The organism is Pandoraea anapnoica (assembly GCF_902459765.1).
Taxonomy (GTDB): Bacteria; Pseudomonadota; Gammaproteobacteria; order Burkholderiales; family Burkholderiaceae; genus Pandoraea; species Pandoraea anapnoica.
Genome location: NZ_CABPSP010000001.1, coordinates 479343 through 498025 on the forward strand (window position 1 = coordinate 479343; position 18683 = coordinate 498025).

Sequence of the window (18683 nt, forward strand, 5' to 3'; positions counted from 1 at the left end):
ACCGCACAACCCATCATCGAGATTCGCGACGTCGACAAGTGGTACGGCGCGCACCACGTGCTCAAGCAATGCTCGACGCATGTCGGGAAAGGCGAGATCGTGGTGGTGTGCGGGCCATCCGGCTCGGGCAAGTCGACGCTGATCAAGACCGTCAACGCGCTGGAGCCGTTCCAGAAGGGCGACGTTGTGGTGGCGGGCACGTCGCTCACCGCGAAGTCGACCAATCTGCCGAAGCTGCGCAGCAAGGTCGGCATGGTCTTCCAGCATTTCGAGCTATTCCCGCATCTGGATCTGACGCGCAATCTCACGCTCGCGCAACAGATCGTGCTCGGGCGCGACGCCGATTCTGCGCGCACCAAGGCGCGGGCGTTGCTCGATCGCGTGGGGCTGTCGGCGCACGCGCACAAGTATCCGGGGCAATTATCGGGCGGTCAGCAGCAACGCGTCGCCATCGCGCGGGCGTTGTCGATGGACCCGATGGCCATGCTGTTCGATGAACCGACGTCGGCGCTCGATCCGGAAATGGTCAACGAAGTGCTCGACGTGATGGTCGAACTCGCCCGCGAGGGCATGACGATGATGGTCGTCACGCACGAGATGGGCTTCGCGCGACGCGTGGCGCATCGCGTGGTGTTCATGGAGGACGGCGCGATCATCGAGGACAGTCCGACCGACGTGTTTTTCAACGAAGCCGCCAGTCCTGCCGCAAAGCGCTTCCTCTCCAAGATTCTGGCGCACTGACTGCGCCGTCGACTTCAAACAGAAAGACGAGACAACATGACGCACACCCGCATCCGCAAGTTCAACACCCGCGAGACCTATCCGGAACAGAAGCTCGACAACGATCTATGTCAGGCGGTGATCGCCGGGGACACGATCTATCTGCGCGGGCAGATCGGACAGGATCTCGATACGCGCGAGTCCGTCGGCATTGGCGACGTGACGGCACAGACCGAACGCGCCATGGCTAACGTGAAGATGCTGCTGGACGAATGCGGCAGCCAGCTCGCGGATATCTGCAAGGTGACGGTGTATATCGTCGATCCGCGCTATCGCGAGGCCGTCTACAACGTCATGGGACGCTGGCTCAAGGGCGTGTTCCCGGTGTCGACGGGCATCGTGGTGCAGGCGCTGGCGCGTCCTGAGTGGTTGGTGGAGATCGATGTGACGGCGGTGAAAGCGTCCGCTTGAGTTGCAGGGGACGTATGAATGAAAAGCGGCCGACGCGTGTGCGTCGGCCGCTTTGCTTTGCGGGGTCAGACGGGCGGGCTAGAAGCGCCGTTTGACGTACACGGTCGCGCCGATGTCGTGTTGTCCGAGGAGTGGCACTTTAGCGCTGGCGGAAACTGTCCAGTCGTCGGTCTTCAGCGATATTCCACGCTTCGGGTCAGAGCCAAGCTTGTCGTCAACATTGTTCCATTCGACCATCGACAGACGCGGCGATCGGTTCGGGCCGATGGTTAGATAACTTTGTTGCGCCTTTCCGGCGGACGGGGCGGGCGACGTCTCGATCCAGTCCACACGCCGGCTGTCGTTGACAGGTGTCGCGCTGTTGATGGCCTCGATGCGCGTGTAGAGCAGAGCAGTGGCGTCGGCACGCGCCATCGCATCGATACGGTCTGGGGTTTCAGGCCCTTCGCGTCCGAAGGGATAGAGCGTGACGGGAACGGCCGGGACCGCTGCGACAGACACAGGGGGCGGTGGCGGCTCGACACGAACGGGCAGGGGAGACGGGCCAAGATTGGCCATCATCATCTGTTCGGATGAGCCCGTGCTGGCACCATCAGCAATCGCCACGCTGCTGAGCGTGGCGACACAGGCGCCGATCATCCATTTATTTAGGCACGTCATGGACATGCCTCCCGTGAAGGAATGGAAACGCTAGTTCGCTGGCCCCATTTTTACCTTCGGACGGCGTGCTTTTTTCACTTCACAAACTTTGTATTACGAACCGTCTTGCGCTGTTTGCCGCGCGCCGTATGCACTTAGGAAGTGTAGTCAGTCATTTGCATCGCGCTACCCCAATTTGTACGGGGTTCATGCTGCATTGCGGATAACGCCGTCGCTCAGGCCCGCCAGTCAAGACCCCGATGTATGAACTGTCAGAATGGCTTCGGGTATATCCCGACATTTTTCGGCTTCAGACCTTCTCGTCACGCGCCTTCAGCCAAAGCCCGAATTCCTTCATCACTTCGACCACGGGACGCAGTCGCTCGCCGTCGGTCGACAACGCATATTCGACTTTGACGGGCGAGGTCGGATACACGGTGCGAGTGATCAGTCCGGCGTCCTCCAGCGCACGAAGGTCGAGCGTGAGCATGCGCTGCGAAATGCCGGGGACATCGCGCCGCAGATCGTTGAACCGTTTGGGGCCGTCGAGCAGATACGACACGAGGAGCAGTCGCCATCTCCCGCCGAGAACACGCATGGATTCTTCCACCGAACAGCCGGACAGATTCTCTTTCATCAGGCACTCACATTTCTAAAAGTCGGTATATTTTTTGTACTTATATGACATTTTAGTGCCTTCTTTATTTTTTATACCATTTGCCTAGAATGACCCCCCGAACCACTACTTCGGGAATCCTCATGAAGCTTTATTACGTGCCGGGCGCTTGCTCGCTTTCGCCTCATATCGTGCTCAATGAACTGGAGGCGGATTTTTCTCTGGTGAAGGTCGACTACAAAACGCATACGACAGAAGACGGCCGGGACTTTTACGCACTCAGTCCCTTCGGCTATGTCCCGCTGCTGGAGTTGGCTGACGGCACCCGGCTTCGCGAAGGTCCGGCGATCGTGCAGTACCTGGCGGACCGCAAGCCTGAGCGGGCACTGGCACCCGCGAACGGATCGCTCGATCGCTACCGACTTCAGGAGTGGCTGAACTTCCTCAGCACGGAAATCCACAAGGGCTTCATTCCGCTGCTCTATGCTGTGCTCGCGGGGAAGTACGGCACCGAGTCGGCAAAGCCGAAGCTGGAGGCTCGCTTCAAATGGATCGACGAGCAGTTGGCGGAACGGGAATATCTGATGGGCGACGACTTCACCGTTGCCGATGCTTACCTGTTCACGCTCACGCAATGGGGGCAGGCGTCATGGCTTCAGTCCGTCTACAAGGCGAACATCCACTTCGACGATCTGCCCCATTTGCAGCGCTGGTACCGCCGCGTGCTGGCGCGTCCCGCCGTGCAGCGAGCGCTTGAGGCCGAGGGCCTCGCGATGAGGCCGCTGAATTTCGCTTAATGCCGCTTATTCAGCCGGTGCGACGCTCACGCCCGTGATGCTATGTCGCTTCATGGCGTTGGCCACGAAGCCTTCGCGCTTCATGTCTTCCACGAACGTTTTGAGGTAAGCCAACGCCGCTTCGCCGCGCGTGATCGGCACGCCCATCGCCTGACGAATGACCATGAAGCGTTCGTCCAGCAGGCGATAGCCGGTGAGGTCTGCCACATCCTGTTCCAATTGCTGCTTGACGCCGGCGGCCACTTCGCAGCCGGTGTCGATGAACGTCTTGATCACGCTCGGCGACGTCGGCGCACGCACGATTTCGGCGTGCTTGAGTTCGCGTGTCAGGAACAGGTCGTAGGCGCTGCCTTTTCCGACGACCACCCGAGTGCCTGCATGATCGACGTCCGCATTCGTTTTGAAGGGGGACGCGTCGCGCACAAGGTAATAGCCCTCGATGAGGACGTACGGCGAAGTGAAGCCGATCGTCGCAGCCCGGCGCGGATCGATGGCGAAGAAGCCCACGTCGGCCTGCTCGTTCGTGATCGTCTCCACGGATTTGGCTGCGGCGTCGACCACCACCAGTTTCAGTTCGACACCGAGCCGCTTTGCCAGTGCGCCCGCGAGATCGACCGAGATGCCAGCGGGACGCGATTGTGCATCGACACCCGCGAGAATCGGATTGCCGAGATTGATGCAGGCACGCAGCACGCCAGTCGGTGCAAACGCTTCGAGCAAAGTACGGTCAGGCGTCATGATGGACTCGGAAGAGGAAAGGAAACGTGAAAGGTGACGGTTCGAGAATATCGGCAATCATGCCGATGGCGTTACCTCATGCGCCGGTGAGCGCCTTTGGCACGACGTAGCGCGAACCGTCGTATTCGAGCGTGACGTTTGCGCCCTTGGCGGTGCGTTCTTTGCTGGCGCAATCGTTGCGCGTCGGCTTGTTGGTCGTGGTGGTGGTCTTCTCGCTCACGACAAGTTTCGCATAGCCGTTTTTGCCTTCAGGGCCGACAGACACCGCACGCGATGTGTCGTCGAAGCTGCCAGCACAGTTGCCGTCCCATTCGCCGCCGCTCTTTTGCGTGGCGAGGTTATCGACGACCTTGCGCAGCGTCGCGCCATCGATGACGTAAAGGCTGAGCGACGTCTGCGAGAACGGATTCACGCGCGACGACCCTTCGAAGTTCGTGCGCACACCGAACGCCACCGTCTGCGGCGTCAGACGCCAAGGCGCGGTGTCGAGGGCAATGCCGCGCAACATGATGGCGTCCGACGTAATCGCGGCCTTCTCGAAGCGGTGCGCCAGGATCTTGCCGCTCTGGCTGTCGGCGACGACGACTTCCACGTCATAGACCTTGTCGTCGTCTGTGCCGCCCGGCTGCGCCATCGGCAGGACGGCGAGCGTCTGTGCCGGGTTCGCGGGCCAGACCTTGCAAGTCGCGAAGTCAGCGTCGACGGTGCGTCCCGGTTGCAGCCTCTTTGCCCATTCGTTCAGACGATCCTTGCAGTCGGCATGGGCAAGCAGTGGCAGGCAGAACAGGGCGGCGGCCAGGGCACGGCGCGCCAGCGTGGGTGAAGTCAGGGCCATAGGGGCAGTTGGAGAAACGAAGAAGGGAAGATGCATCAATTCTACTGATACGGAGCGATGAACTCCGTAACTGTTTTCCAAGGCAAGCTTCCCCGTCAACGCGTACTCGGATCGATCAGTCAAGTTCGCTTACTGCAAGGTCGAAACCTTCGTCGAGCCATCCGGTAACACCGCCGATCATCACCTTCACTGGCCGTCCCAACTGGGCCAGCCGAATGGCGCCTCGCGTTGCACCATTGCAGTGCGGTCCCGCGCAGTAGGTGACGAAGAGCGTGTCGTGCGAATAGTCGGCGAGCTTCGACGCGATGATCTTGCCGTGCATCAAGTTCACGGCGCCAGGAAGGTGGCCGGAAGCAAACAGCGCCGGACTGCGAACATCGAGCAACACGAAGCCGGGCGATCCGCTTGCCAGCGCACTGGCAACATCGGAGCAATCGGTTTCGAATTGCAGCGACGCGCGAAAGTGGGTGAGTGCCGCAGTGCTCTCGGCGGCGGGGATGGCGGTAACGGCGTTATTCTCGATGAGGGTAGACATAGGTTTGGTCGAAAGAGGATGCGGTACGCGTGGTGCCCGGGGGGCGCGATTCGGGAGCCCTCATTTTGCCGTTTCACCGCTAAGCCGATAAGTGTCGCAAATGACAATAACCGGTAACATTACGCCATGGAAAATCGTCTTGTCGTTGCGCTGGCTTATGACCGGCTCTGTACGTTCGAATTTGGCTGCGTCACCGAATTGTTCGCTCTGGAGCGCCCCGAACTCGGCGTCGACTGGTACCGTTTCAGCGTTTGCGCTATCGAGCCCGGACCATTGCGTGCGGCCGGCGGCATCACCGTCACCGCGCCCTACGCGCTCAGGCGACTCGACAGTGCTGACACGATCGTGGTGCCCGGTTGGCGCGACCCGGATGAAGTGCCGCCTGAGGCACTGTTGAAAAAGATTCGAGCAGCTCATCGGCGCGGCGCACGTCTTTGCTCGATCTGTTCGGGCGTATTTGTATTGGCGGCGGCTGGCGTGCTCGACGGCAAGACGGTGACGACGCACTGGCGCTACGCCGAGAAGCTTCGGCAGCGCTACCCGAATGTGCGCGTGCAGTCGGACGCGTTGTATGTCGACGAAGGTCAGATCATTACGTCCGCCGGATCGGCGGCGGGGCTCGACATGCTCCTCCATCTGGTACGACGGGATTACGGCAGTGCAGTGGCCAATCGTGTTGCCCAGCGGCTTGTGGTGCCCCCGCACCGCGAGGGCGGTCAGGCACAGTTTGTGCCGCGGCCAATGCCACGCGACGAAAGCGGACGCCTGGCGAAGTTGATCGACTGGGCACGCCAACACCCGGCCTTACCGCACACTCTGCGCTCGCTTGCCGAGCGGGCGGCAATGAGTCCACGCACCTTACAGCGGCATTTTCAGGACGCTACCGGCATGGCGCCCTACGAATGGCTGACGCACGAGCGTGTGGCGGTGGCGCGAGAGTTGCTCGAAGCGCAGCCGTCCATGCCGATGCTGCGCATCGCCGAGCTGGCAGGTTTCGGGTCGGAAGAATCGATGCGCAGACACTTCCGACGCATCGCCCATACGAGTCCGGCCGCCTATCGGGAGAAGTTTGGCCACGACGCGCGGACGCGGAAGGTTTGATGGGTAAACCCCCGCCTTGCGCGGGCATGCCTTCCAGATCGCCCGCGCCGTGAGGGCGCAGGCCCGTTGTCGCTGGATCAGACGTTGTGCAGTACCTTGTCGAGTTCGAGCATGCTGTCGACGTTGAGGTCGAAGCGGCTATCGGGCGTGGCGTCCGGCTTCCCGTCCGGTCCCAGCTCCTTCGGGCGACGCAGGAACGCGGTCCGCATGCCGATGGCCTGTGCACCGGTCAGGTCGTTCTTGTGACAGGCGACCATCAGGATCTCTTCGGGTTTCAGGTTCAGGAAGCGCGGCGCCAGCTTGTACACGTCAGCGGCCGGTTTGAACTTCTCGACGATTTCACCGGTGAGCACCAGATCCCACGGCAGTTTGCGATAGCGCGACAACGCCACCATGCTGGCCATATCGGCGTTCGACAGGCTGGCGAGCGGGTAACGGGGATGCAGACGCTCAAGGCCGGGCAGCACGTCGTCCCACAGGCGCAGTTCGTTCCAGAGGGTATTGAATTCGGCGATCTGACGTGGTTCGAGCGAATAGCCCTGACGCTGCAATACGCGCGCAAGCGCCTCTTCGCGCAGCAGCGACGGACTTTGCCACGGACGCGCCCCGGAAACCACCTCGCGGAACGTGTCGGGGTACAGGCCGTACCACGCTTTGGCGACTGACGCCCAATCGACATCCACACCGTTCAAACGATTGAGTGCCTTGCCCTTGTCCAGAATCGTCGACCAGTAATCGGTGCATGTGCCATAAACGTCGAAGACCAGCGCTTTGACGCCAAGGCGATTCGGCGGCGGTGCATCTCTATGGGCGGGCGTGCCGGGCGACTCGGACGCAGCGACGACGACGGGTACGCAGGCGCTGGCTGCTGCGGCGCCAAGCCCCAGCAAGAAGGTGCGACGACGGTTGTTGTCCGGGAATGTGGACGAGGAAGGTGAGGCAAAGGCTGTGACGCGTTTCATGTTGCGCTGCTCGCTCGTGATTTGCCCTGAATGATCCTAAGACGCCCCCTTGCAAGGGGCACGATGACCGGGCGTAGTGACCCATTGCAGGAGCGTAGCGCGTGGGCGCGTCGTGCGTCGGACGGGGCCCCCACGTTTTCAGACACGGAGATAGGCGAGCTTTTGGGGCAACAGTTGAACCGCTTTGCCCGGCGACGTCCCGATCTGCTCGACGGCGTCAACCCGGTCCTTCGCTGCCTGCCGCGAGCAGCGGCACCAGCACGTTGCTAATAGGTGTAGCAATGCCGCTAAGGCGACCATAACGCTGTATCACGCCGTTACGGATATCCCACTCCAGAGGGCGGTTGGCCTGTCTGTCCGCGAGTATCGAAGTGCCCAAGTCCGCAGGGGCGTGTTGAAAGCCATCGACGATCTCTTTCGGAACACTATCGCTTAGTGATGCACCGCTCGCGCGCGCTACGGACAGGCACTCGTCAAGATAACTCAGGGCAAGTTCGGCTATGTCCTGACGCGAGAACATCCCGGCGCGGCGATTGGCGAGGACCATCAATCCCGCTGCCGCATTTTGCATCAGTTTGCGCCACGCGACGGACGCAAAGTCGTTGGACAACTCTACTGCGCAGCGTGTCCCGTCGAGAACGTCGGCCACCCGCCTTGCCTGGGGCAGATCCGGCAGGGTGAGGCGCGGCCTGGCGCGTAGGCGCACTGAAGCATCCGGCTCACGCTGCGCGGGGAACCATACGACCGATGGCAACACTGTGGCGCTGACGTAGGGGGCCAAGAGGGCTTCCTGCTCGATGCCGTTTTGCAGTGCGCACACTACGGTGTTTTCGTCGCATAGCGCCTTCAACCAGTCGGCGCAGTCGGATATCTGAGTGGCTTTCACTGCGATAAACACCAGACCGAACGGGCGACGTATCACCCTCGGGTCGACCAACACAGGACCGGGCACCACGATTTGACCGTCGTCGTGACGCAGTGTTAATTGCGAGTGCGCAGTGCGTCCGCAAAGCACGGGAGTCCGGCCGACCTCATGAAGTGCCGCAGCGATGGTGGTGCCGATTGCGCCCGGACCAATAAGTGCAACGGTGGCATGTTCAAGCATTGGTGTTCCCCGAATTTGATTAACCGATGATCAGCGTGCCGGTAGCGATCAGCGCGCAGGCCAGGATTTTTCTGCGCGTCAGCGTCTCGCCCAGAAACAAATAGCCCAACGCGGCAGCGAACAAAACGCTGGTTTCCCGCAGTGCAGAAACGGCGCCCATGGGGGCCTCGGTCATCGCATAGATCACGATGCCGTACGCGAGTAACGAAATCAGACCGCCGAGCGCCGCATGGACCATACCCGGGCGCCAGCGCAGCAAACTCCCGCTATCGCGCAACACGACATAGAGTGCGGGCATCAGAGCGCCCCAGAGTGCGCTCATCCATACGATGTAGGCAAGCGCGTTGCCGGCGATGCGTACGCCCATTCCATCCACCACGCTATAAGCAGCAATAAATGCGCCCGTCGCGAGGGTATATCGCAGGCCCGACGTCGCCAGCTTTCCCCCTTTCGTCGCAAGCATCAGAATGCCGCATGAGACCAGTGCGATGCCGCCAACGGTAGTGGCGCCGATGTTTTCTCCGGCAAAGAGTGCCGCTGCGCAGGTCACCATCAACGGCGAAGAACCCCTTGCAATCGGGTAAGTCTGCCCGAGATCCCCATGCTGATAACTGCGGACGAGACACAAGTTGTAGCCGACATGAAGCAAAGCGGAGAGAAGCGCGTATGGCCAACTGGCGCTTGCTGGCGTCGGGAAAAACAGCGCGATTGCCGCGCAGGTGACGGCAATCGTCAGACACATGACGGTCATCGACCACAATCGGTCGCTGCCACCACGCAACAACGTATTCCAGCCGGCATGCAGTAGCGCGGCAAACAACGTGAGGAAAATGACATATCTGGGCATGCGCCAATACTAGGTGTCACCTGCCCGGATGAAAAGTGAAGTGTCGTCATCATGGTATGAGCAAAAGCTCATGGCTTGTCATAGCTGTCTTGCGCTCGCTGTGACTCGGCCAATAGCCAGTTACGGAACGTCATGATGTGTGGCTGTGTTTCGATGCCTTTCGGGCACACGAAGTAATAGGCCGCCGGGGAAGGAAACGGGATGTTGAAAAGTCGCACCAGACTGCCGTCGCCGATCTCCTTTTCCACGTGTCCGCTGCGCGCCAATGCAATTCCCTGCCCGAGTAGCGCGGCCTCGATCGTCATATTTGTGTCGGCAAAGCGTACGCTTTCGTGCAGCACATCCGCATGGACGCCAATCAACTTGAACCAGACATCCCATTTCGGTACGAGGTCGGCGCCGTCTCGCGTCAGTAACGCATAGCGCAGCAGTTCAGCCGGTTCGGATGGTGTTCCGAAGCGCCCTAGCAGCGCCGGACTGGCGACGGGAAAAAGCTGTTCACGGAACATGAACTCGGTGTGCAGTGCGGGATAGTTGCCGTGGCCGAATCGGATCGCCACATCGGAGTCCCCATTGGCGAAGGTGATGGCTTTGTCCGAGCTCTCGAGTGTTACGAGAATCTCCGGATGCAAACGCGCCAGATCGGGCAGGCGTGGGAGTAGCCACTTCAACGCGAAGGAATAGGTGGTGTTGACGCGCAATCTCACCCGCCCTTTTTGCTCACGGAGTTCCGCAAGCGTTGCTTCCAGCTTGCCCAGGAACTCGCGAACCAAGGGGGCGAGCGCAGCACCGGCGGGCGTCAGCCTGAGCGTTTTGCCGCGCTCGAAAAGCGGTAAGCCCCAGCGTTCCTCCAGGTTCTTCAACTGATGGCTGACGGCGCTTTGGGTAATAGAAAGTTCCGCTGCGGCGGAAGTAAAGGTGGCGTGACGGGTGGCGACTTCGAAAGTACGCAGCGCAGCGGTTGCGGGAAGATCTCGCATCGTAGGCATCCTGTCGATGAGTTAATGCTCATGACACGATAGGTGGGAATGGATGAAAAAGATACCGATGCGAGATGAGTCGACAAATTTCTGCTGCGGCACCCGGGCGGACCGGCGGTGGCGCGCCGCATTGACGCAGGCTTCACTTCCCGAACGTGATATTGAGGCCGGCGAAGACTACGAACTGAGGGACTCCCCCGCCTTTGTGCGCCACCGTCCACTGTGGTTCGACAAAGGCGTTGAAGATATCTTTCCCGACTCGCCACGCTTTGCCGACGCCCAGGCCAAGTGGGATGTAATAGTTGTTTTTCTGCAAGTCAAAGGTCCATATTCCCGTCGAGCGCAAGTACCAGCCCTGAGGAAGGTTTCGAATGATAAAGGGCTGCAACGTCGCGGTGTGAACCGTCTCACGCTGGCTTTGACCCGCGAATGAATGTTGCCACTGAACAAGACCTCCCAGCAGTCCCTCCTTGCTGGCGTGCACGGCAACAGCGGCCAGTCCGCCCGACCACTTGCCTGTGCCCAGTTCGCGACTGGTGGCCGTTGGCAAAGTGATCAGCGGCCCTACGCCGATATCGAGCTCGCCCTGCTTTAGCAGGAGGATGTCGAATAGGTTGATGTCACCCAGGCCTGTTGTGTAGCCGCCATCGCCCGCAGGTCTTGTGCTGATAGGCACGGTCATTCGCAGAATCTGCGGATACCCGATGAGACCTCCGGGAGCAATTGGCAGCGTCGGGCGCACAAGAAAATCATTGGTGTGCGCCCGAGTGTCGAACAGCCTGGGCGTGTAGTAATTCTGAAAATTAAGCGAGGTAGCAAGGTTGAGCGGATTGTTGCTCTTGTTCGCATCGTCAGCCGACTGCGAAAACGCAGATTGGCAAAGGCTACTGACGAGGACCGCCATGATGCATCTGTTCAGCATTGCCGCACCTTGAAAAACGTCCGTCGTGCTCACGATGAACTCTCATGGCATTTGCCGGGGCAGGTTGCCCACTGATGCCCCGGAGAACTTGTGCCCAGGTGATTGAGCGGCCGGTTATGACTTATTTCACGGGCTCAAAGTCTCCCGGCTTCCAGCGCTTGTCGAAAGCGGCGGCTTCAGGGCCATAGATTCGGATGTAGGCGAACCAGCCTTTGCCCGGCGTCGTCTTTATCCAGCGTCCCTCGTTGCCCTTGGGGGCGGTCGGACCGAAGTAGAGATCGACCGGTTTCGAGGTGTCCACATCTTTCAATTCAAACAACGAACGCAAGGCCGCCTTGTCCTGATCGGTTTGCACTTGCGAGCGCGTCGCGGCGTCATACACCGTGACCGACCAAAACAGCTTGCCCGGCACGGGTTGAGGAATCGTCAACTTGTAAGTGCGGCCGCCTTCGAGGTATTTGCCGTCCTTGTCTCGTGCCCCCAACCAGTAGAGGGATCCTGCGCCAGCATCACGGCGAAACATCGCCGGGGATGCCACGATAGCCTGGGCGAACCATCGGTCCCGAGCATCCAGATCCATGCCGCCTGGCGTGGAGAACTGGGCATTGGTAGAAACCAGACTGGCCCACTCCCATTGGCGATCAGGCCAATTCTTGCGATCGGGGCGAGCGCTGGCAAAGGCGGAAACCAACATCTGTGCGCGACCGTCCTGCGCGGCGCGCGTCAGGATGGACTTCATCCGAGCATCCGGGGCAAAAGGCTTACCCTTCTCGATGCCAAGTTCCGCCAGCACGCCATACATCGGCAGGAACGACGGCACAGGAGGCTCTTCCTGAATCACCTTGTTGAGCACCTCCCAAAACTGCAAATTGTCTTCCCACTTGAGGGATGTGCTGTCCATCGCCCTTTGCGTCGTCTCGACGGCGGGCAGCGGTGTCGGATCGCTCGCCTGAGAGAGTGGATAGATCTTGATCGAGCGAAGACCATCAAGGGCCTTCTGGACATCGCCGCCCACCGGCAATGCGCGCACCGCCAAGAGATTCTTCAAAGACGGGGAGCGGCCGACGTAATAGCCATCGGGCACATTGCCCGTATATCCCGGGGGCAGCACCAGATGCTTGCCGCCCTTGCCGGCGTCCGGGCCGGGCAACCCCATATCCTGCACCCAGCCCTGGTTGTGATCGTCGATCAGGCCGATGAACTGGCCCGGCGGCAATTCGACCACCATTGGCCCGTTGGACAGATCCAGCACGCCTGAACCGTAGGGGGTGTCCGAATTCAGCGTGAACCCGACTTGTCGCGGGCCGGTCGATGCGATGCCCCATTGCTTGCCGTCTGCGATGCCCGCGACCCGATTGCCATTGAAGATGCCCTCTACCGACACCGTCGGGTACCAGAACCGGTAAGCGATCAATGCACGTTGAAAGTCCGCGTCATCGCTGGCTTGCTTCGCCGATTTCGCGGTAGGGAAGCCTTTCTCGAAAGGATAGGGGGTGCCACCGCCTGCGGCGGCAACGCCGGGGTTTGACACCAACGACAGTGCCAGACCGACTGTGCTAATGGAAGCGAGAATATGACGCATAGCGTGAGTTTCCGGTGAGGGGAGTGTGGCCATTTATCGAACCTTCTCTACGTCGCTGGGCTTCCATGTCTGGTCGAAGAATGCTTGCTTCGGCCCGTACAGTCGCAAGATCACGAAGAAGCCCTCGCCTGGCACCGTCTTCAGCCAATTCTTGCTTTGGTTGGAGGGCGGCGTCGGCCCGAAGTACATATCCAACGAACCGTCGGCGTTCATGTCGGGCTTGTCCATCGTGTTGATGGACGGGAAGGGCTGACCGTTAGCCAGTCCGGAGGCCGTGTCCGGTTTGTAGACGGTGACCGACCAGAAGATGCCCGCCGGAATATCCTTGGGCAGGTGAAGCTTGTACGATTTGCCGCCGGAGAGCGGATCACCGTCCGAGTCGGTAAATGCCACCGGATACTTCGCGCCCATGCCCGCCATGTTCACTGCCATTGCCGGACTCGCCGAATACGCCAGCGCAAAGAAGCCCGTGCGCAGGTCGAGATACTTGAACGACGGGCCGACAAAGTCGGTATTCGCGGGGAAGGGGTTCACCCATTTGCGATCGGGATACCAACGTGTGTTCGGCACGATCGGCGGCGGATCGTAGGCGATTGCACGACCGATTCGGAATGCCGTCTTACCGGCCTGATCCAGAATCTCGCGTGTATGGTCATCAGGTTTGAACGGCTGTCCCTTGATGATCCCGAGACTGGCCAGCATGCCTCGCATGTCCGCATCGGCCGGATCGACGTATTCGCTGTCGATAAAGCGCGAGAGCATATCGAACGCCGTGCCATCGGTGGGATAGAGCATGTACGGTGCTGCCGTCGATCCATCCGGGAATTGCATCGGCTTGGCGGTACTCTTCTTGCCAAGCGGATAAATTTTGGTTCGCATGATCAGATCGACCGGCTCCGACAAATTCGCCGGGTCTTTGAAGAACGCTCGCCAGAACACGAAAACGTTGTAGGTTCTGGACTTATAGACGATGTAACCCTTCGGAATTTCGCCTTGATAGTCCGGCGGGATGATAAGGTAGTTCGCCCCTTTTCCTTTGTCAGGTCCCGGCAAGCCAACGTCACCACACCAGATGTCCTTTGCATAGGGGGCGGGATACCAGGTTTTTTCCTTGACGGGGGCGGGATTGCAAATCGGGCGTTGGAAAAAATCGTCCAGAATGCCCTGCAATCCAGGCGGCACCTCAAGTACCATCGGACCATCCTGCTTCAGATCCAGATAACCCATCGCATAGATCACATCGGAGTTTGGCGTGGTGACCTGCGTCTTGGCATTCAGACGTTCTTTCCAGACCGGCAATATGTTGTAGCCCTTGCCGAATATCTTTTCCGATCCTTCCTTCATCGCAAAAATATTCAAGGCCGGCTGCGCCCAGAGATAAGACTGCACGGCACGCTGAAAAAGAAGTTCGTCTTTGAGTGTGCGCGAGTCGGCTTGCGATAGGTAACCCTCCGTGAGAGGAATACGAGCCAACGCGTCAAAACGTGAGGACTGCGCTTGCGCGCCGGCAGCGCCAGTCAAGATTGTGGAGACCATCAGCCAGCGGACAACCTTCGTCGTGTAAGACATGCTCACCCTCGAATATGTGACAGCAGACATATGAAGACGTACCGAGAAGTCACGGAATGCAAAGCGAACCATTGACCCCCCTTCGTCGATTGTTCCCGCGAATTAACCGGAACCTCGCCGTATTGCAAAGAGGCAATGGATCTTAGAAAGCTAACGTCGCAGTCGCCTGTACGGTGTTTGTGCTCTTCAAGCGATTGGTGCTCGATATGCTGGGAACCCATCGCAGACTCGCGGAGAGCGGATGTTTGCCCGCAATCTTTGTGTCGAACGTGATGATGGGACCCAACGTGAAATCTCGACCAACAAACCCGTTTAAACGGTCGGCAACCGGGCCGCTGTCGTTACCGAGCTGCTGAACAGTTCCCATCACGAGACCGAGACCAAGACCATTTGAGAATTTCTTGAGACCCATCAGGTCGAGCGTCATGAGTGGCGCATTTTGATAGTTCGTCGCGGTGTTTCGGGTATAAAACTGAAATCCCAGCACGGCATCGAACTCCCACCCATGCTGAGGAAAGAGCTTGGTGTAGGCAATTTACGGGACAAATGTCCAATTGTTCAGGCTGGGGTTTGCCAACGAATTGGAGTCATAGGTGCCCGTGGGCGCCCAAAAATTGAAGCTCAGAGCGATATGGTCTGTTTGGGAAAAATGATATCCGGCAACGACTGGCGTGAAGTACATATCGAACAGATTGGAAGCACGGTCGCTGTTCGAGCGATTCAGACCGCCGGCAGAGAAACTTGCCTTCGCCTCAGTCCAGACGTACGGAAGTGTCATCCCGCTGGCGAAGCTCCAGCCGCCCTTACTTCCCCATACCCGCAACACCGAGGCTAATGTAAAGGCAACTTTCGCATCAATTCCCAACGATGTCGTTCCTGCAATCGGAACTTGACGTCCCCCACTGACACTTCCATCGAGATAAATCTGCTGGAGGCTGAACAGAGTCATTGGCTCTGGCGGCACGATACCAACGCTCGAGAGCACGCTCGTGCCGGCTACGGGGCGCCCCAACGCGCCTTCTGTGGCTAACGCATGGGGTGCTAGAAGCGCCAGATCGATTGCAGCGAAAAGGGCGAATAGCCATCTCCGAAGAGACCGACTGCCGAATTGAGCGACGCGTCCAACATCCTCCACAAGCGGCCTCCACTGACCTCTACGCCTCACGAAAATGGGAGGCCGTTAAATGCCCCACTCATTAGAGATGGCCGAGGGGAACTCGCGCCAACAATAAATTCTTGCTGCTGCCAGAGGATTCAATCATTAGGGCAAATGGATTGCAATAATTTTTCATGCGGTATCTTCTGATGGTAATTTTTATTAATAATTTTCGATTTAAAAGATGAGCCTAAATCCGAGGAATATCAGGTGTGAGGAGTGAGTAATTTTAATTACCTGAGCATCGGAGTTTGCGTGACTGTGACTATGATTTCAGCGAGAGAAGAATTGGTTGGAATCTATCCGCGTCAAGGGGTGATATGACGGATTTTTTCGTGCCATTAACGATACGTTATGAAAATTGATGCGCCGCAATGAGCGCTCCGCCCTGGTACGGAGTTCATTGCTTTGCATCACGACCGGCGGTCCTCGCCCTCAATCAGCACCTTTGCGTGCCGAATCGGCACGGAGTTATATTTTTCGCCACCTACACTCCGCTTCCTGAGACTGGCAGATGGTCCCGGCTCGCCCTCGTTGCATGCTGTGCAACGGGCGTTTGCGGGGCGTCCAAACATCGACTTCCAACGCCAGCGATCCCGAGGAGCAGGAATGACCGGCAACACCAAACCCCACAACCCGTGGCGCGAAATCTGCGCGGCGAGTATCGGCAACGCACTAGAGTTCTACGATCTGCTGATCTATGGCTACTTCGCCATCGTGATCGGCCAGCTGTTCTTCCCCGCTCACGACGCCACGACCTCTCTGCTGCTCTCCGTGGGCACCTTCGGCATTTCGTTCGTCACGCGCCCTCTGGGCTCGATCATCCTTGGCAGCTACGCCGACCGTGCCGGTCGCAAGGCGTCGCTCACGGTGTCCATCGGCCTCATGATGGTCGGCACCGCCATGATCGCGTTCGCGCCCACGTATGCGCAGATCGGCATTTTCTCGCCGCTCATGATCATCGTCGCACGTATGCTGCAAGGCTTCTCGACGGGCGGTGAATTCGGCGCTGCCACAGCCTTCATGGTCGAACATGCCGACGCCAAGCGTCGCGGCTTCTTCGCCAGCTGGCAGATGTCCACGCAAGGTCTCGCAACGGTGCTCGCCGCCGGTGTTTCCGCACTGCTGAGCCTGCTGCTCACCGCCGACCAACTGAGCGCATGGGGCTGGCGTATCGCCTTCGCAGTCGGTCTGCTCATCGGCCCGGTTGGTCTGTACATTCGTCGCAACATCGACGAAACCGCCGACTTCAAGAAGCTCGGCGAAAAGCAACGCGAGAAGTCGCCGCTGCGCGAAGTGTTCGGGCGTGACCGCGCCAACATGCTGCTCGGCGCAGGCGTTGTGGCAGCGGCCACCGCGTTCAATTACGTCCACAAGCTCTACATGCCGACGTATGCCGTCAAGCAACTGCACATTCCGGCGACGTCGTCGTTCATCGGTGCGGTCGTGACCGGCGTGATGCTCATGATTGCTGCGCCCGTTGTCGGCCATCTTTCGGACCGCTTCGGCCGTATTCGCGTGATGCTCTACGCGCTGATCGCCGTGGGCGTGACGACCTATCCGTTGTTCGTGCTGCTCAACCGTTATCCGACGTTCCAGACGCTGCTGCTGGTGCAGGCACTGGTCGGTCTGCTGATCGCCGTGAGCCTCGCCCCGCTGCCCGCCCTGCTGGCGGACATCTTCCCGACGAGCACGCGTGGCACCGGTCTGGCGCTGTCGTACAACTTCTCGGTCACGCTGTTCGGCGGCTTTGCCCCGCTGATCGTGACCTGGCTGATCGACGCCACGCAGAACAAGCTCGCACCGAGCTTCTACGTGATGGCAACGGCAGTACTCAGCGTGACGGCCGTGACGGCGCTGGCCCGACGTGTGCGTGCTGGCAAGATCGCCGGGCTGACGAGCCAGCCGCACGCCTCGCCGCGTGCGACCAAGGCCTAAGGTTCGATTACGTAGTCCCGATATTCGATGTACTGATTTGAGCCGCAACGACGACGTCCGCCAATCCCCTAGGCAACGTCGTCTCTTTTTTTGCGGCATCCCTTGCGGAGCTTTACTCATGACCACGCTCGAAGCGATTCGCGCCGCCCTGCCGGCGTACCCCATCGAAGTCTCGTTCCCCGATATCGCCCGCTGGCGCGAAGGCAACACCGGCATCGACTATCTGCACACGTTCGATAGCGGCAAGCCCGGCAAGCACGTGATGATTCTCGCACTCACGCACGGCAACGAAGTGAGCGGCGCCATCGCCGTCGACGCGCTGCTCGCATCGGGACTGCGTCCGTCGTCGGGCCGCTTGTCGCTGGGCTTTGGCAACATCGGTGCGTACGAACAGTTCAGCGCAGAGAATGCGGACGCCACGCGCTTTCTCGACGAAGACATGAACCGTGTGTGGACGGCGTCGACGCTCGACGGCGAACGTCAGAGCCGTGAACTGACGCGCGCCCGTGCGATGCGTCCGTTCATCGATACGGTGGATTTGCTGCTCGACATCCATTCGATGCACGAAGCGTCGGCCCCGCTGATGATGACCGGTCCGCTGGAAAAGGCGATTGCGCTGGCGGCTGAACTCGGCACACCCGAGCACGTCATCATCGACAAGGGCCACGCCAATGGCACGCGCATGCGCGATTACGGTGGCTTTGGCGATCCCGCCAGCCCGAAGAACGCGCTGCTCATCGAGACGGGCCAGCACTTCGCCAAGAGCGCGCGCGATGTGGCGCTCGACAGCGCGGCTCGCTTCCTGTTGCATGCGGGTGTTGTGGCTGAGGCCGACGTCGCCCCGTTCCTCACGCAAACGCCCGCGCGTCAGAAGTTTGTGGAAATCACGCAGCCGGTCGTGGCGCGTTCGATGAACTTCCGCTTCTCGCAGCCGTTCACGGGACTGGAAGTGATCGAGAAGGCAGGCACCGAAATCGCCCGCGATGGCGACGAAGTGATCGTCACGCCGTACGACAACTGTGTGATCGTGCAGCCGTCGATGCGTCACCTCGGGGTGAACGTCACGATGATGCGTCTGGGACGTTTGCTGGATCGGTAAGACGGACGTTAGTTGCTGAGCAATTCCGCAAGGGCCGAGGATTCCCTCGGCCCTTTTTCGTGGGTATCGGA

The 18683-nt window shown here is 59.7% G+C and carries 18 protein-coding genes and 1 pseudogene; 6 read left to right on the forward strand and 13 right to left on the reverse strand.

All coding sequences use genetic code 11. The features are described 5' to 3' along the window. Positions 1–12: 12 nt before the first annotated feature. A complete protein-coding gene (locus PAN31117_RS02315; RefSeq protein WP_150575826.1) occupies positions 13–741 on the forward strand; it encodes an amino acid ABC transporter ATP-binding protein in 729 nt (242 codons plus the stop codon). 36 nt (positions 742–777) lie between these two features. Then, positions 778–1191: a RidA family protein gene (locus tag PAN31117_RS02320; protein WP_150736753.1), complete on the forward strand. Its 414-nt coding sequence runs from the start codon at positions 778–780 to the stop codon at positions 1189–1191. A gap of 78 nt (positions 1192–1269) precedes the next feature. Here the strand turns inward: PAN31117_RS02320 and PAN31117_RS02325 are convergent, their stop codons facing one another. Both PAN31117_RS02325 and PAN31117_RS02330 read right to left on the reverse strand, forming a co-directional pair. Beyond that, the gene (locus PAN31117_RS02325; protein ID WP_150736754.1) at positions 1270–1851 is read right to left on the reverse strand and encodes a hypothetical protein; all 582 of its coding nucleotides are present in this window, start codon (positions 1849–1851) and stop codon (positions 1270–1272) included. A 289-nt stretch (positions 1852–2140) separates the two neighbouring features. After that, on the reverse strand, positions 2141–2467 hold the full coding sequence (locus PAN31117_RS02330) for a winged helix-turn-helix transcriptional regulator (protein ID WP_150736755.1): 327 nt from the start codon (positions 2465–2467) through the stop codon (positions 2141–2143). Between the two features lie 122 nt (positions 2468–2589). On the opposite strand from PAN31117_RS02330, the gene gstA reads away from it, so the two are divergent. Beyond that, on the forward strand, positions 2590–3243 hold the full coding sequence (gene gstA / locus PAN31117_RS02335; RefSeq protein ID WP_150736756.1) for a glutathione transferase GstA: 654 nt from the start codon (positions 2590–2592) through the stop codon (positions 3241–3243). A gap of 6 nt (positions 3244–3249) precedes the next feature. Here the strand turns inward: gstA and PAN31117_RS02340 are convergent, their stop codons facing one another. The 3 genes from PAN31117_RS02340 to PAN31117_RS02350 all read right to left on the reverse strand — a co-directional run bounded on the left by PAN31117_RS02340 (position 3250) and on the right by PAN31117_RS02350 (position 5351). Beyond that, entirely contained in the window at positions 3250–3981 is a 732-nt protein-coding gene (locus PAN31117_RS02340; protein WP_150736757.1) for an ABC transporter substrate-binding protein, read from the reverse strand. 76 nt (positions 3982–4057) lie between these two features. Beyond that, a complete protein-coding gene (locus PAN31117_RS02345; RefSeq protein WP_150736758.1) occupies positions 4058–4816 on the reverse strand; it encodes a PA3715 family protein in 759 nt (252 codons plus the stop codon). A 115-nt stretch (positions 4817–4931) separates the two neighbouring features. After that, positions 4932–5351, reverse strand: coding sequence for a rhodanese-like domain-containing protein (locus PAN31117_RS02350; protein WP_150736759.1), 420 nt, complete (start codon positions 5349–5351; stop codon positions 4932–4934). A gap of 126 nt (positions 5352–5477) precedes the next feature. Between PAN31117_RS02350 and ftrA the strand changes: the two genes are divergently transcribed. Beyond that, positions 5478–6452 carry a transcriptional regulator FtrA gene (gene ftrA / locus PAN31117_RS02355; RefSeq protein ID WP_150736760.1) on the forward strand — a complete coding sequence of 325 codons (975 nt, stop codon included), beginning with the start codon at positions 5478–5480 and terminating at the stop codon, positions 6450–6452. Positions 6453–6529: 77 nt separating this feature from the next. Here ftrA and PAN31117_RS02360 read toward each other — a convergent pair whose 3' ends face one another. The 8 genes and pseudogenes from PAN31117_RS02360 to PAN31117_RS02395 all read right to left on the reverse strand — a co-directional run bounded on the left by PAN31117_RS02360 (position 6530) and on the right by PAN31117_RS02395 (position 15479). Beyond that, complete coding sequence (locus PAN31117_RS02360; protein ID WP_150736761.1) at positions 6530–7414, reverse strand: haloacid dehalogenase type II; 885 nt, start codon at positions 7412–7414, stop codon at positions 6530–6532. 217 nt (positions 7415–7631) lie between these two features. Beyond that, a complete protein-coding gene (locus PAN31117_RS02365; protein ID WP_150736762.1) occupies positions 7632–8519 on the reverse strand; it encodes an oxidoreductase in 888 nt (295 codons plus the stop codon). A 19-nt stretch (positions 8520–8538) separates the two neighbouring features. Next, on the reverse strand, positions 8539–9366 hold the full coding sequence (locus PAN31117_RS02370) for a DMT family transporter (RefSeq protein WP_150736763.1): 828 nt from the start codon (positions 9364–9366) through the stop codon (positions 8539–8541). Between the two features lie 68 nt (positions 9367–9434). Beyond that, complete coding sequence (gene gcvA, locus PAN31117_RS02375) at positions 9435–10346, reverse strand: transcriptional regulator GcvA (RefSeq protein WP_150736764.1); 912 nt, start codon at positions 10344–10346, stop codon at positions 9435–9437. 142 nt (positions 10347–10488) lie between these two features. Further along, complete coding sequence (locus tag PAN31117_RS02380; protein WP_246188869.1) at positions 10489–11301, reverse strand: hypothetical protein; 813 nt, start codon at positions 11299–11301, stop codon at positions 10489–10491. An 88-nt stretch (positions 11302–11389) separates the two neighbouring features. Next, a complete protein-coding gene (locus PAN31117_RS02385; RefSeq protein WP_150736765.1) occupies positions 11390–12850 on the reverse strand; it encodes a DUF1254 domain-containing protein in 1461 nt (486 codons plus the stop codon). A gap of 33 nt (positions 12851–12883) precedes the next feature. Continuing rightward, positions 12884–14491, reverse strand: a complete 1608-nt coding sequence (locus PAN31117_RS02390; RefSeq protein WP_246188870.1) for a DUF1254 domain-containing protein — start codon at positions 14489–14491, stop codon at positions 12884–12886. A 70-nt stretch (positions 14492–14561) separates the two neighbouring features. After that, positions 14562–15479: pseudogene (locus PAN31117_RS02395) on the reverse strand (SphA family protein). Between the two features lie 705 nt (positions 15480–16184). Here PAN31117_RS02395 and PAN31117_RS02400 point away from each other — a divergent pair. After that, positions 16185–17513, forward strand: coding sequence for an MFS transporter (locus PAN31117_RS02400; RefSeq protein WP_150575522.1), 1329 nt, complete (start codon positions 16185–16187; stop codon positions 17511–17513). Positions 17514–17631: 118 nt separating this feature from the next. Further along, entirely contained in the window at positions 17632–18612 is a 981-nt protein-coding gene (locus PAN31117_RS02405) for a M14 family metallopeptidase (RefSeq protein ID WP_150736766.1), read from the forward strand. Positions 18613–18683 lie beyond the last annotated feature (71 nt).